General features: G+C 49.0%; 14 protein-coding genes. 7 read left to right on the forward strand and 7 right to left on the reverse strand.

Annotated features, from left to right (window positions below):
* Window positions 1-14: 14 nt before the first annotated feature.
* Window positions 15-857, reverse strand: coding sequence for a PHP domain-containing protein (locus SB752_RS22760; RefSeq protein ID WP_410717826.1), 843 nt, complete (start codon window positions 855-857; stop codon window positions 15-17).
* Window positions 858-965: 108 nt separating this feature from the next.
* Between SB752_RS22760 and SB752_RS22765 the strand changes: the two genes are divergently transcribed.
* Window positions 966-1,328 carry a hypothetical protein gene (locus SB752_RS22765; protein WP_103108806.1) on the forward strand — a complete coding sequence of 121 codons (363 nt, stop codon included), beginning with the start codon at window positions 966-968 and terminating at the stop codon, window positions 1,326-1,328.
* On the opposite strand, the gene SB752_RS22770 is transcribed toward SB752_RS22765, so the two are convergent.
* A complete protein-coding gene (locus SB752_RS22770) occupies window positions 1,298-2,218 on the reverse strand; it encodes an MBL fold metallo-hydrolase (RefSeq protein ID WP_410717915.1) in 921 nt (306 codons plus the stop codon). The genes SB752_RS22765 and SB752_RS22770 overlap by 31 nt on opposite strands.
* 51 nt (window positions 2,219-2,269) lie before the next feature.
* A complete protein-coding gene (locus tag SB752_RS22775) occupies window positions 2,270-2,941 on the reverse strand; it encodes a YitT family protein (RefSeq protein ID WP_410717916.1) in 672 nt (223 codons plus the stop codon).
* A 295-nt stretch (window positions 2,942-3,236) separates the two neighbouring features.
* On the opposite strand from SB752_RS22775, the gene SB752_RS22780 reads away from it, so the two are divergent.
* Entirely contained in the window at window positions 3,237-4,556 is a 1,320-nt protein-coding gene (locus SB752_RS22780; RefSeq protein WP_410717917.1) for a hemolysin family protein, read from the forward strand.
* 112 nt (window positions 4,557-4,668) lie between these two features.
* Window positions 4,669-7,122 (forward strand): UvrD-helicase domain-containing protein, encoded by a 2,454-nt coding sequence (locus SB752_RS22785; RefSeq protein WP_410717918.1) that lies wholly within the window; start codon window positions 4,669-4,671, stop codon window positions 7,120-7,122.
* A gap of 140 nt (window positions 7,123-7,262) precedes the next feature.
* Here the strand turns inward: SB752_RS22785 and fabI are convergent, their stop codons facing one another.
* The 3 genes from fabI to SB752_RS22800 form a co-directional block, all read right to left on the reverse strand.
* Window positions 7,263-8,036 (reverse strand): enoyl-ACP reductase FabI, encoded by a 774-nt coding sequence (gene fabI, locus SB752_RS22790; protein WP_410717827.1) that lies wholly within the window; start codon window positions 8,034-8,036, stop codon window positions 7,263-7,265.
* A gap of 116 nt (window positions 8,037-8,152) precedes the next feature.
* Complete coding sequence (locus tag SB752_RS22795; RefSeq protein WP_410717828.1) at window positions 8,153-8,308, reverse strand: hypothetical protein; 156 nt, start codon at window positions 8,306-8,308, stop codon at window positions 8,153-8,155.
* Window positions 8,309-8,375: 67 nt separating this feature from the next.
* Window positions 8,376-9,098 carry a ZIP family metal transporter gene (locus tag SB752_RS22800; protein WP_410717829.1) on the reverse strand — a complete coding sequence of 241 codons (723 nt, stop codon included), beginning with the start codon at window positions 9,096-9,098 and terminating at the stop codon, window positions 8,376-8,378.
* A gap of 235 nt (window positions 9,099-9,333) precedes the next feature.
* Here SB752_RS22800 and SB752_RS22805 point away from each other — a divergent pair, with 235 nt between their 5' ends.
* Complete coding sequence (locus SB752_RS22805) at window positions 9,334-9,951, forward strand: MerR family transcriptional regulator (RefSeq protein ID WP_410717830.1); 618 nt, start codon at window positions 9,334-9,336, stop codon at window positions 9,949-9,951.
* A 181-nt stretch (window positions 9,952-10,132) separates the two neighbouring features.
* A complete protein-coding gene (locus tag SB752_RS22810; RefSeq protein ID WP_410717831.1) occupies window positions 10,133-11,221 on the forward strand; it encodes an HD-GYP domain-containing protein in 1,089 nt (362 codons plus the stop codon).
* 3 nt (window positions 11,222-11,224) lie between these two features.
* Here the strand turns inward: SB752_RS22810 and SB752_RS22815 are convergent, their stop codons facing one another.
* Window positions 11,225-11,917, reverse strand: a complete 693-nt coding sequence (locus SB752_RS22815) for a TerC family protein (RefSeq protein WP_410717832.1) — start codon at window positions 11,915-11,917, stop codon at window positions 11,225-11,227.
* A gap of 135 nt (window positions 11,918-12,052) precedes the next feature.
* On the opposite strand from SB752_RS22815, the gene SB752_RS22820 reads away from it, so the two are divergent.
* Window positions 12,053-12,574: an ADP-heptose synthase gene (locus tag SB752_RS22820; RefSeq protein WP_410717833.1), complete on the forward strand. Its 522-nt coding sequence runs from the start codon at window positions 12,053-12,055 to the stop codon at window positions 12,572-12,574.
* A gap of 227 nt (window positions 12,575-12,801) precedes the next feature.
* Entirely contained in the window at window positions 12,802-13,278 is a 477-nt protein-coding gene (locus SB752_RS22825) for a chemotaxis protein CheW (protein WP_410717834.1), read from the forward strand.
* The last annotated feature ends 39 nt before the right edge of the window (window positions 13,279-13,317 follow it).

A 13,317-nucleotide genomic window follows, 5' to 3' on the forward strand; every position in this document is an offset into this window, starting at 1 on the left:
TTCTTCGTGAGCCATTATTTTCTTTTTGCTGCAATCTCCCTGAGCCGCTCCACTGCCTCAATCTGGGCTGTATGGGAACCAAGCATAGCATGAAACGGCTCTTCACCGCGCCAGCCGTGGAAATCCGAGCCTCCGGTCATGACGAGGCCATTCTCCTTTGCCCAGCTGCTGTATACGAGTCTTTGCTCCTCTGTATTGTCTGGGTGATTGACCTCAATGCCGTCCAGCCCAAAAGCAATCAGCTCCTGCACCAGCTCGTCATCGTCATAAAGACCCGGATGTGCCAAGACAGCGGCTCCCCCTGCCTCCTGTATCAATCGGATCGCTTCTTGTGGAGTAATGCGCGGGGGATTCACATACGCTGCCGCCCCTTTTCCCAAATACTTCTCAAAAGCCTCTTCGATCGTGTTCACAATTCCTAGCTCAATCAGTTCTTCGGCAATATGTGGACGCCCAATATTTTTGTCCGTGCCCTGCTTGCGGCGGTATACGTTTTCGAGCGTAATGGGAATTCCCAGCTCCTGCAGCTTTGCAATCAACAGCTGATTACGCTCATGACGCGTCTCACGCAAGCCGACCAGGCGCTCCTGAAAAGTGCTGTCCTCATACGGGATAAAATACCCAAGTACGTGAATATCCTGTCCTCGCCCTACCGAGCTGACCTCTACGCCGGGAATGACTTCGATCCCAAGCTCCCTGCCAGCTGCGAGCGCCTCAGGAACTCCTGCCACTGTATCATGATCCGTGATAGCGAGAGCCTTTAAGCCTGCCTCTTTTGCCAATCGCACGTTTTCTGCCGGTTCGCAGGTTCCGTCTGACGCTTTTGTATGGGTATGTAAATCTGCTTGTTGGTACATGGTACTACCACTCCTTCATTTCTTTTTTCTCTACGTCTGAATTCTGATTGCCGCACATAGGATGGTACCAAACCCGATTTCTTATAGGGTGAGCCGAGGAGGATGTCCATGCGGTTAAAAAACAAAACCCTGACCGGCGTCGTGCAGCCACTCTCCTATGTCGATAAAATGCTGCGACAGCAGGGCTTTCGCCGATCAGGTGGGGATTCCATGCCCACGTATGATGTCGTCATGTACGACTCCGCAAGCAGCAGTACTTATTTTCTACGCATCCCGACGAACTTCACCAGTACGACAACAGGAAAAGGCGAGCTCACCGTCAAGCTGGGGCATCCGTATCTGGAAGCCAAATTCTACATGAGCACAGCTTCCGAAGAGCTTTTCTTCATTCCCAAAGCCGTGCGTGAAGCAGCGGAGCATAAGCTCGCCGAAATTGCAGACTACCTCTCGTCCCCTACTGCACCATCCTGAACTTCTGTTTTGACTCTTCTCCACAGCCATCGATTTTGGGCAAACCGGTATTCAACTCTCTCTTCTTTTTGAAGTCCGATGAGATACCCCATGAACGCCGTCCGAAACAGGACGAAACTGGAAGCGTTCTCCATCGAAATGTGTAACCGCTCACATAAGAGCGCCAATGCATTCTCCAACGTATGCTCTTCTTCCAAAATTTCTTCGATTACCGCATAGATTCGCTGATGCCATTCGACATTTTTTTGCACGGCGCTGACCGGGGAGGTGATATATGGTCCGTGACCAGGCAAATATCCCGCGTAACTCGTGTCCAAGAGCTTGTTTAGGCTGAGCAAGGTTTCATAAGCATCTACGAGAAAGGGGAGTTTATGCTTCTCCAATACCTCTTCGCCTAAATAACTGTCGGCGGCAAAGCAAATATTTTCGCACACGACACCGACTTGTTGCCAGCTATGTCCCGGCAGAGAAAGGATATAGAAGGTTATGCCATCAATCTCTACTGAATCCTCCAGGGGAAGGAGGTGGTCCACCCGCGAAGCTTGGGCAAGAAGGAATTTGTTACGAAGGTCCGCAAGTGGTTCTGCCCCCATATTCAGGTAGATTGGTTCGAGAATTGGATAACGAATGATAGCCTCTTCTAGCGGTGACGCGTAGACCTGTGCTTCGGGCCAGCATCCGAGTAGATAGGCGTTGCCCCCGAAGTGGTCGGCATGCGCGTGCGTTTGTATGATAGCACACAAGGGCTGGGCGATGGCGTCCAGTCCTTTCTTAATTTTCTTGGCTGTTTGAGTATCGAGTCCAGAATCAATCAAGACCGCCCCCGTGCTCCCGATGATCAAGCCAATATTGACGTGACCGGGAAAATAACCGACACGCTCCGTTATCATTTGTGGTGTATTGGTAGACAAAATTTGTCCCTCATTTCATCCTTTTCCTACTTATTTTCTCCAAAGCAATCGCCATCCCTTCCCCTTTTGAGGGATTTGCAGGTTCTCAAAAGTAGCGAGAGGACCGATGACAGTGTATGGTGGCCGCCGCTTACTGCTGATTCCACTGAACATATGCGTCGTCGCTGCAACGGCAATAATCGTGATGAAAGAAAAAATTGTCCGTTCCATCCCAATCGTTTGCAGAGAGCATGCCACGATCAATCCATCTATCGCTAGAATCAGGAGGGCGACACGCAGCTTGAAGCGTCTGGCTAAAAATTGGGCAAGCAAGTCTGTCCCTCCCGTATTCGTTTCGTAGGCAAGCATCAGACCCACCCCCATCCCGATCATAACACCTCCGGTAACTGCGGAGCTGGAGGTTGACCATAGATTCCACCCTCGTAAATCGGAAAGCACATCGATGAAAAACGAGGAGATGAGCATCCCATGAAAGCTGTGATAAAACAGCCGTCTATCATAAAAAAATACGATCACATACACAGGAAGACTCACAAAAATCATCACTAGACCAGGTGGTAATTGCATGTAATACGTCGCCAAAAGACCAATTCCGATCATTCCTCCATCCATCAAACGGTGCGGGACGAGAAACAGGTTGACTCCTGCTGCGACCAACACACTACCTGATAGAATTGCAACGCTTTTATGCAGCCAGTTCAGTCTCCTCCCCTCCCTTGGACAGTTACTCGTTTATGTGTATGATTCAGTGGTTTCGGGTATGTCCATCCGTCTCGTTGTTAGCACATATGGGAATCGGAACGTTTTGACTCTTCGGTTGACCAATTGGTATACTAACCTATAACAACGAATATACGAATGTTTACACAAATGATTTCGTACATTGAAAGTACATTTACAATAACGGAGGTGAATTCTCCACCTTTCGTACTGCGGGAGGCTGGAGGTATGCTTGGAGAGTCCGATAGGGGAGATTACGCTGAATCTGCTGCTCGTGATGTTTTTGGTTCTTTTGAACGGATTCTTCGTCGCAGCAGAATTCTCGTTGGTAAAAGTTCGCCAAACCCGCCTGACCCAGCTCGTAAGCGAAGGCAACAACCAAAGAGCCCGCTACGCGCAAAAGGTCACTAAGCAACTAGACGCCTATCTGTCCGCCTGCCAGCTCGGAATCACGCTGGCATCACTCGGGTTAGGCTGGGTTGGTGAGCCTGCAATCGCCCATTACGTCGAACCCATGGTAGCATTTTTCCACTTACCTCAATACTTGGGTGGCCCGATTTCACTCGCTATTGCTTTTGCGATCATTACTTTTTTGCATATCGTTTTAGGCGAACTAGCGCCCAAGTCGTTGGCTATTCAAAAAGCAGAGGCAACCTCGCTTTGGACGGCCGCTCCACTCATGTTTTTCTACAAGCTGAGCTATCCGCTCATCTGGTTTTTGAATGGAGCAGCAAATCTTTTAATCAGACGATTTGGAATTGAACCGGCTTCAGAGAATGAGTCGGCTCATACCGAAGAGGAAATTCGTCTGCTGGTTAACCAGAGTCACAAAAGCGGGCATATCGACCAAACAGAAATGGCGCTTGTTGACAATGTTTTTGAGTTTTCCGAACGGCTTGCCCGGGAAATCATGATTCCCCGGATTGACATGATTTGTCTGTACGATGACAACACCTTTGAGGAAAACCTCCAGATCATGAAGGAATCGCGTCATTCCCGCTTCCCTGTCGCTCACGAAGACAAGGACAGATTGATCGGCTTTGTCCACATCTCTGATTTTTACCTGTCTGCTCTGAGTACAGGCAAGGCAGAATTAAAAAACTTCCTCCGTCCGCTCCTCACTGTACCTGAATCGATGGAGATCAGTCACGTGCTGCGATTGATGCAAAAACGCCGCTCACAGCTGGCAATCGTCATCGATGAGTATGGAGGAACAGCAGGTCTTCTCACAATGGAAGACATTCTCGAAGAAATTGTTGGGGATATCCAGGACGAATTTGACGAGAATGAACGTCCCGAAATTGAAGAAAGCACCAACAACGCTCTCTCCGTTTCAGGAAAAACGCTGTTAAATGAATTGAACGACTACATTACCATCGAAGTCGTTTCCGATGAGGTAGACACGATTGCTGGTTGGCTCTACAGCCAGCTAAACGAGGAAGTCGCAAATGGCAAGACGGTTATGTTCCAGGGCTATCTCTTCACCATCAGCGAGCTGGAAAACCACCGGATTACGCGGGTAAACATTTCCTACGTGGGCGAAGACGCACCAGAAGCCCTGCCAGAAGATACCGTGCTTTTGCACGCTCAATCCTAACGACACGATTATTGGCAAGTGTCCCCTGCCGCCAGGGGGCACTTCTTCTTTCCATGTAAAGGCGAGCGATTAGATACGCCGGTACTCCCTATCATCTTTTCGAGGTGTCATGATGAACTTTGCCCTACTAGACAACAAACCCATCCTGTTGCTACCTGAGACATACAATCGCATACCGTTTTGGCGCATGGCTGCCCGGCAGGATCAGGTACGGTGTCCAGCCTGCGCAGCGGCGCTTCGATTGATTGCAGGGATAAGCTACGAGCCTTATTTTGCTCATCCAGAAGGAGCTGTCTGCCCGCTTTTGGATAGCGACCGAGCTGGTTCCGAAAATTCGAACTGGCTGCAAGCGCTGGATGAGACGGCAGCAACCGCCTTTGAGGCAGCCTTGCGCAAAGATACGGGCGCAGACGGTGGACAAGCATACACGAATGGGCAAACCGCGCACGACTTGAACAAGGATGAACTCGCTTTCTCTTCGGATCAATCAGATCCTCCGCAAGCCGATACGATAGAAGATGATGATTCCGTGATGATCGGTTCCTTTCGCATGCCTAAAAAAAGAACAATTGGCAGTAGCACCACAACTCCCCCGCCACCACCCAAGCCGCCGATTTTTCGCAAGCGTTTGACGCCAAAGAAAAGCATCCAGCATCTGCTTGAGCAAAAAAGAGATGAGCCGCTGCACCCCGGTCAACGACAGGCAGTCGAGACAACAGACGGAACTTTACTCATTTTAGCAGGAGCTGGCAGCGGCAAAACAAGAGTGATGACGGCGCGCACTGCCCATCTGATTCAAGCTTGCGGCATAGAGCCGAAACAAATTATGGTGGTCACCTTTACAACCAAGGCAGCGGATGAAATCAAGCAGCGCATTGCCCGTCAGCTTCCTCCCCACCAAGCACGCGAGCTGATAGCAGGTACGTTTCACAGCATTTTTTACCGTATGCTTATGCACCATCAGCCTGATCGTTGGGACCAGCAGCGTCTCTTGAAAAAGGATTGGCAAAAGTGGCGCCTGTTGAGGGAAACAGGTGCTTTACTTGGACATGATGATCTGATCGCCCTAAAGGAAAATGACATACAGGAAGCGCTGGGGATCGTCAGTCGCTGGAAAAACGAATACCTCCTCCCTCAGGACGTTGCGTATCGAGAGCTCGACAGCTCCTCGGAGAAACGAGCACAAGCACTCTATCCGATTTACGAAGCAACCAAGAAAAAGCATAATTGGTTTGACTTTGACGACATGCTGCTCGGCTGCTATGAAATGCTGCGTGAAGACACTCAGCTATTGCAGCGCTACCAAAATCGAATTACACACGTGATGATCGATGAGTTTCAAGACATCAACCGCATCCAGTACGAAACAGTCAAGCTGCTTGCCGCGCCGCAAAACAATCTATGTGTCATCGGTGACGACGACCAGTCGATCTACGGATTTCGCGGCAGTGATCCCCAATACATACTGGGCTTCACCAACGATTTTCCGGAGGCCAAATCTATTACACTGGAAGTGAATTATCGTTCACATGCTTCTATCGTCAGTCTGGGGTACTCCTTGATTGGCCACAATCGTGCTCGCTGGGCAAAGGAATGCCTCTCCTTTCATAGCGAGGAAGGAGACACGTATATATTCGAGCCCGAAGACGAGGAAGAACAGGCATCACGCATCGTTGATGAAATCATTCATCGCCGCGAGCAAGGGGCCATTCTAGGCGAGTGCGCCGTTCTGTATCGGACAAACGAATCCGCCCGCCCAATCCTGGAGCGTTTGAGTGAAGCTGGCATCCCCTTTCACTATACACAGGAGGAAGACTCCTTTTATCAACGGCAAACAGTGCGCTGGACACTGCATTACTTGCGACTTGCAGTCAACCCGGATGATACTGACGCTTTGAAAGAAATCTTGCCAACGCTCTACATCTCAGCAGATATGTGGAACGCGCTACGCAGCCAAGCCATTATCGAGGATATTCCGATTTTGCATGTCCTGCCTCTTCTCACCCAGCTAAAGCCATACCAGCGAAAGCATTTGCAGGCGGTTACCGAAATATTATCTGCTGCAAAGGACTGTCCGCCCGCACAAGCACTCGAGCTGATATATGAGGATGGCAAGCTGCGGGATTATTTGAAAAAACGCTCCCGCGACCGGGAAGATGGCCGGGAACGCTGGAGCGACGAGCTGCAACAGATCTTGGCAGCAGCGAAACGACATGCCACAGTCAGTGACTTTTTGGCCTACATCCAGCAGATGACCCAAAACGAAAAAGAGTGGCGCACGCAGCGGCCACTCCCTGATGAAGCAGTACATGTACTTAGTATTCATCGTGCCAAGGGACTTGAGTACGATCACGTCTTTTTACCCGATCTGGTAGAAGGCGCAATCCCTCATGAATACACGCTGGACGAGCTGCGCAAGGGTGGAAATGCTGCCCTGGAGGAAGAACGCAGACTGTTATATGTTGCGATTACCCGTGCCAGGCACAGCCTCTGTATCGGTATCCCCCGGGAGCGATTCGGACGCAAGACCAGAACCTCCCGCTTCATCGCCGAAATGGGCAGGTAAATACTGAAACCCTCCGCCCATATAAATTAAAAATTCTTCCATGTTCGTAATCAATGGAAACATAAGTAAGGCTCCCTTCCTCGCAGTTAACAAAACGATTGTTTTGTATAGTATGCGGGGAACAGGAGCCTGTTATTCATTTAGCCGCCAATGATGCTATAGCCAGCATCGACGTGCAGGATTTCTCCGGTAATGCCTCTCGACAGATTGCTGAACAAAAACAGTGCTGTGTCGCCTACCTCGGATTGGTCAATCGTACGGCGCAAAGGTGCTTTTTCTTCAATTTCCTTCAATACGGAGTTGAAGTTGCGGATTCCTTTTGCAGCCAGCGTACGAATCGGACCTGCCGAGATCGCATTTACACGGATGTTTTCCTTGCCCAGGTCGTTAGCCAAATAGCGAACGGATGCATCAAGTGCCGCTTTGGCAACACCCATGACGTTGTAGTTAGGTACTGCACGCTCGCCACCCAGATAAGTCATGGTCACGATGCTTCCGCCTTCGGTCATCAAAGGACGTGCTGCACGAGCTACCGCTACCAGAGAGTACGCGCTGATGTCTTGCGCCAATGCATAGCCGTCGCGGGAAGTGTTGACGTACTCACCTTCCAGCTCCTCTGTTTTGGCAAAAGCGATGCAGTGTGCCAAACCATGGATAACGCCGACTTTTTCCTTGATCAACGCAAATGCTGCTTCTACGTCCTCGTCCTTGGTCACATCGCAGTTTACGAGGAGCGAATCTGCTCCGATTTTCTCTGTCAATTCCGCTACGTTCTCACGCAGACGTTCTCCCTGATAGGTAAAGATCAGGTTCGCTCCTGCATTATGCAAGGATTGTGCAATTCCCCAGGCAATGCTACGGTGATTCGCAACACCCATGATGACGATATTTTTGCCTTGTAACAATGTATTCATTATGTATGCCCCTTTCCAACATATTCCCCTGCCATTATAACCGATCTCGTCCACGGTTACGAGAGGGGCTGGGTAGGGATTTTCTCGAAAAGGGACCAAGCATAACACACCCTGACCTATTCCGTGCTGGCAGGCTGGTCAACTGAAGTCAATTGAGTGCCTGAAAACACCCATTCTTCGTCCAGCGGATTGAGCGAGGTTCCTTTTGCCGGGAATTCAGCCTGTCTATGTACTTGTTCCTCCATGCTGCTGTTTGCTTTCGTTGTTTTCATCTTCAGGACTCCTTTTCTCGGATAGAGAATGCCATTCTTTTCTTAGACTGGCAACGGAGTCCGCTGTTTATACATGCACATGACTTCCTTGCAAATAAGTGGTCAACACCATGTAAACGAGAATCGCTCCGACAAAATAAGCACCGAGCTGCGCCTTTTTCGCACTCAAAATATAAGGAATGAGGTGGCTTGCCGAGACATACAAAAAAATGCCTGCGGTCATAGCCAGAATGACGCCTGACCAGCTTGGGGGAAAAATGCGCTCTACAATACCAACACTTCCCGCTCCGATAATCGTCGCAAGCCCGAGAGAGGAAGCCCCCCAAAAAGCTTTTTGTCGAGAACGCGTAGCCGCAAGCAACAAGGAAGCCACCGTCACGCCGTCAGGAACTTTATGCAAAAGCATAGCCAGAAGCACGGATACTCCTACGTTTGCGTTCATTTGAAAGCTCGCAATCAGCGACATGCCTTCGACAAATGCATGCAGCAAGAAACCCGTCAACACACCAATGACCCCGGTCGAGCCCACTTCTTTTCCAGCCTTGCCAATCAATTCAAGCGTGAACATCAGCACGAAGCCTATCAAAACAAAAGGCATGACTCGCTGCCCTTCTTGTTCTAGTACGTGTGGCACTAGGTCCAGCATCGTAATTGCGAAAAGCAGTCCCGCTCCTGCACTGATCATGGCAAATAAGGACTGGGTAGACCACGCGCGCAAGCATAGCAGCAATCCGCCGACACTACTCGCTACTGCGGCAGATCCAAAAACTAACCAGAACTCAGGCTGCATACGTACGGTCCTCTCCTCATCAATAGGTATGGACGTGTATTCTTTCCATGTGTACGCTCATGTCCGGGTCATTATGAATGGCCCACTTCCTTTTGACAAAATATGCGTGCCTGTCCAAATCGGACGAAACATCACTTCTTTTTAGAACCTTTGTCGATTTTGCCTTTCCCGGAAAAAAATGGTGCTATAATGAGTCCACCGGGAATACTGAGGGGAAAAAAAGGAGTGATTCGGGATGGATGTACAAGTTTGGATGGCTTCGAAAGAGGTAGCTGATCGCCTAGACGTACATGTTCGTACGCTGCGTAACTGGCTTGACTTGTTTGTACCCTTACAAGAGCGTCTGAAAAATCCGCAGGGTCACTATTTGATCAGCGAGAAGGGCTTTACGCTTCTGAAGGAAGTAAAGGAACGTAAAGACAGTGGAAATAGCTCCCTAAAAGAGATTCAAAAGCAACTCATTGAGGAAGGCCGGATTTCAGAGGACATGCTCTTTTCCGAAGAGTTGTCTCTGTCAGATGAAACGGCGGTCACTGTAGGCACACCGAATAAGCCTTCTAGCGGCATGCGCGAGATGGAATTGACGGTACAAGAAACGTTGATGCAGTTCCAAAACGAACTGACTCAGCTCTCTTCTTTAAACCATATGCAAGCAACCATTCTGCAAAAAATCGCTGACATCGAAGAGATGCAAGAGTCTCTGCGCTTGGAAATGCGTCGTGTTACTTTTGAAATGGATCTGATGCAGCAGCGCTTGACCCGGCGCAAAGAGCGCTACGCTCGTTATGAACCACGCTGGTCACTCAACCCGTTCCGTTGGTTTACGAGATCGGATCGAGCCGCGGAACAGTAAGAAAGCCCCTATTGAGGCTTCTGCATAACCGCATATAAATTATTATTCGTTAAAATAATTTTTGAAAGAATGGGTCAAAGGTAGTCTCCTTCCTTTTCTTGTGATATATTTGCACTAGGACAACTAACCGAAAAAGTAGGACTATTCACATTAAAACAAAAAAGGACAGGGGTCTTTCGTTGTGAGAAAACTGCATATTACCTCGGTCAAGCCGGGAGATGTAATAGCCAAAAGCGTGTTCCTGGAAAATGGAAACGTTCTCTTGGGTCAAGGGGTGGAATTGACAGCCCGTTACATTGAACGGCTTGTTCGTTTAGGGATTGATACCCTCTACGTTCAGGACAAGTACACTGACGATATCATACCTGAAGATGTCATTCGCGATGAGACTCGGAAAGATGCAGTAGATACGGTTTACAAGACGATGACGACATTGATGGATCAGCCCCATATAAAAGGGCGCACATCCGTGCCTGACTTTGGCAGCAGCTTTCAAAAGGTGTTTCGAGAAATTTTAACCGATCTCAGCGGCCGCAGAGATGTCATGGTCAATCTGTCCAACCTCCACGTATTGGATGGTTATTTTTTTCACCACGCTGTCAACGTAGCCGTACTGGCTGGCGTAGTGGGACTCGCAAAGGGTTATAACCAAAGTCAGATGATGGAGCTAGGTATTGGAGCTCTTCTGTTCGATATCGGGATGACTCAGGTTCCAAAGGAGCTGTTGACGATGCGAACAGAGCTGTCACAGGAAGAGCGTCAGCGCATTCAATACCATACGGAGGATGGCTTCAACATTTTGCGGCATCAGCACAATATTTCTGTCGTCTCTGCTCACTGTGCCCTGCAGCATCATGAGCGTTATAACGGAACGGGCTACCCCAGGCAGCTCTGTGAAAAAAATATCCATGAGTATGCACGTATTGTCGCCATCGCGGACGTATACGATGCGCTGATTTCTCCCCGCCCTTTTCGTAAAAGCTACTCGCCTAGCGATGCCACTGAATTTTTGTTTGCTTCTGGGAATACTTATTTTGATATTGATCTGCTCAAAATCTTTCTCCAGCACGTGGCTATCTATCCAATCGCGACCACAGTCCTTTTAAGCTCAGGACACATTGGTGTCGTTTCCTATGTAAACCCGCTTGCAGTTAATCGGCCCATCATTCGTATCCTGCAAGAGGAGGACGGATCGCCAGTGGACTCCCCTTACGAGATCAATCTGTATGACAAGGAATGGGTATCGGTTACCATCGTAAAATCGTTGTAATCATCAGCGCTCGCTTTGCTGCTCTTTTTCACCCGTATGGGTACGCTGCCACAGCCCCAGTATCAAGACGAGGGCGACTATCGCAATCTTTATACTCGCCTCAAGCCAGCCTTGGCCCGCGATCCAATCAGATACGACTCTCTCTGTCACGATCATATTGGCTGCAGCCAGCGCAAGTACAGCAGCCCCCACGTAGACGAGCCATTGAAACCGCTCCATCGCTTTTAAAATGAGCTGACTGCCAAAAATCATGAGTGGAATGCTGATCAGTAGACCGAGCACGATCAAGAGAATGCTTCCTTTTGCTGCGCCGGCAATCGCCAGAACATTATCAAGCCCCATCATCACATCAGCGACAACGATGGTTTTGACAGCCTGGACGAGATCGTCACTTGCATCTATTTGTTCGCTCTCCTCTTCATCCCGCAGCAGCTTGTAGCTGATCCATAAAAGAATAACGCCCCCCACGAGATACAGGTAAGGGATTTGTAGCAAATAAACAGCAAGGATCGTAGCCATTACCCTGACGATAACGGCGAGAAACGTCCCCCACAAAATTGCTTTTTTGCGTTGTACAGGCGGCAGCTTGCGACATGCTACTGCAATAACCACCGCGTTGTCCCCGCTAAGCACGATATTAATCGTAATGATGAGTAACAGTGATGAGAAAAATGTCGATTCCAGCAAGTAATGCACCCTCCTACTTCCTCTTATGCTGTCAGCAGTGTCTGTTTGGTGGAAAATCGAATACGTGCCCTGCACTCCCCTTTTTGTCCGGGGTTGTTGTCCATCGAGGATTTCAGTATGATGGTAACGAGGAGGGTTGTCGAAATGTCGAAACAATTCGTTATTGAAGCGATTATGCTGGCTATCTACGGGGAGTTGATGGCGCCATCGCAACCGGTAGAATACCTGATACCCGCGTCGACAATCTATGAATTGGACGAATTTATCCAAAGCCCAGAACCTATCATGCCCTACTCTGGCGACGATCAGTACGTGCGCCGGGTCATGCAGGAAATGAGTCAGTTTTTTTCCGATCCATTCAATCGTAAGCGACTGGAAAAAGGATTGGTCGCCCCTTGGTCCAAGGTGCCCTTCACTTTTCCTAACGGTGTTACCTTGACGATCATCAAAGTCGAGGATAACGCAATGTGGGGTGAGATTTTTGATCCTGTTGAAACCCAGCTTCTGCTTACATCGATACGATTTGAAGTTCCGCTGATTACCGATCAGCCAGACTACCAGGATCGGATTTTGGAATATATTGTGCCCGTTCAATTTTACGATGTGGATGATTTTGACTTTGCCTTGGAGCAAGGTATTTCGCTGAACGATTTGCGTGAGCCCTAGCCTCCTGATTTGCTGATTAGAGAAAGACTGACAGGCAATGCTTGTCGGTCTATTTCCTATTATGGCTATTTCTCCAAAAGAAAATGGCTCGTCTTTTCTTTTTAGTCTTTGACGATCGGTTTCCTCTCGAATCGGGCCTTCGAGAGGAAGAAAAACCTCACTGGATAGGTTTGTCCATGGTACAATATGGGTAAAGAATGGAAAGTGGTCCGGGGAGGAATGTTTGTATGGAACTGACACAACGAAGCAATTCAGCGGAATGGGATACAGAAGGAACGACCGCCCAATCCATTTTGTTCAAAATGGGGAATGAGTACTACGGACTTCCCATCTCATTAGTACGTGAAATTATCAAGCCTTTGCCAGTAACACGCTTTCCAAAATCACCGCTTTATGTGGAAGGGGTTATTGATCTACGCGGACGGATTTTGCCGATCATCAACCTGCCGAAGATGTTCGGGTTGGAGGCAACGCCCGAGACAGATGATACACGATTCGTCGATTTGCAATTAGAAGGACTGGGTATCGGAATTATCGTGGAAGCTGTGTCAGAGGTCTTGAATATTCCTCAAAGGCTGATTGAACCCGCACCGCCGATCATCGCTGGTGTGGACGGCAAGTATTTGCAAGGAATTGCCCGTATGAATGACAAGCTGATCATGCTTTTGGATGTGGATGAAATTTTTGGACAGTGGAAAAAATAATACTCGTTTGCTCGTCTAGCCCAGACCTTCGATGGTTCT

The sequence above is a fragment of the Brevibacillus sp. SIMBA_040 genome (assembly GCF_046535075.1).
Classification (GTDB): domain Bacteria; phylum Bacillota; class Bacilli; order Brevibacillales; family Brevibacillaceae; genus Brevibacillus.

Coding starts and splice junctions, on each gene's coding strand:
- SB752_RS22760 (WP_410717826.1), bottom strand. CDS start 857: ATGTACCAACAAGCAGATTTACATACCCATACAAAAGCGTCAGACGGA.
- SB752_RS22765 (WP_103108806.1), top strand. CDS start 966: ATGCGGTTAAAAAACAAAACCCTGACCGGCGTCGTGCAGCCACTCTCC.
- SB752_RS22770 (WP_410717915.1), bottom strand. CDS start 2,218: ATGATAACGGAGCGTGTCGGTTATTTTCCCGGTCACGTCAATATTGGC.
- SB752_RS22780 (WP_410717917.1), top strand. CDS start 3,237: ATGTTTTTGGTTCTTTTGAACGGATTCTTCGTCGCAGCAGAATTCTCG.
- SB752_RS22785 (WP_410717918.1), top strand. CDS start 4,669: ATGAACTTTGCCCTACTAGACAACAAACCCATCCTGTTGCTACCTGAG.
- fabI (WP_410717827.1), bottom strand. CDS start 8,036: ATGAATACATTGTTACAAGGCAAAAATATCGTCATCATGGGTGTTGCG.
- SB752_RS22795 (WP_410717828.1), bottom strand. CDS start 8,308: ATGAAAACAACGAAAGCAAACAGCAGCATGGAGGAACAAGTACATAGA.
- SB752_RS22800 (WP_410717829.1), bottom strand. CDS start 9,098: ATGCAGCCTGAGTTCTGGTTAGTTTTTGGATCTGCCGCAGTAGCGAGT.
- SB752_RS22805 (WP_410717830.1), top strand. CDS start 9,334: ATGGATGTACAAGTTTGGATGGCTTCGAAAGAGGTAGCTGATCGCCTA.
- SB752_RS22820 (WP_410717833.1), top strand. CDS start 12,053: ATGTCGAAACAATTCGTTATTGAAGCGATTATGCTGGCTATCTACGGG.
- SB752_RS22825 (WP_410717834.1), top strand. CDS start 12,802: ATGGAACTGACACAACGAAGCAATTCAGCGGAATGGGATACAGAAGGA.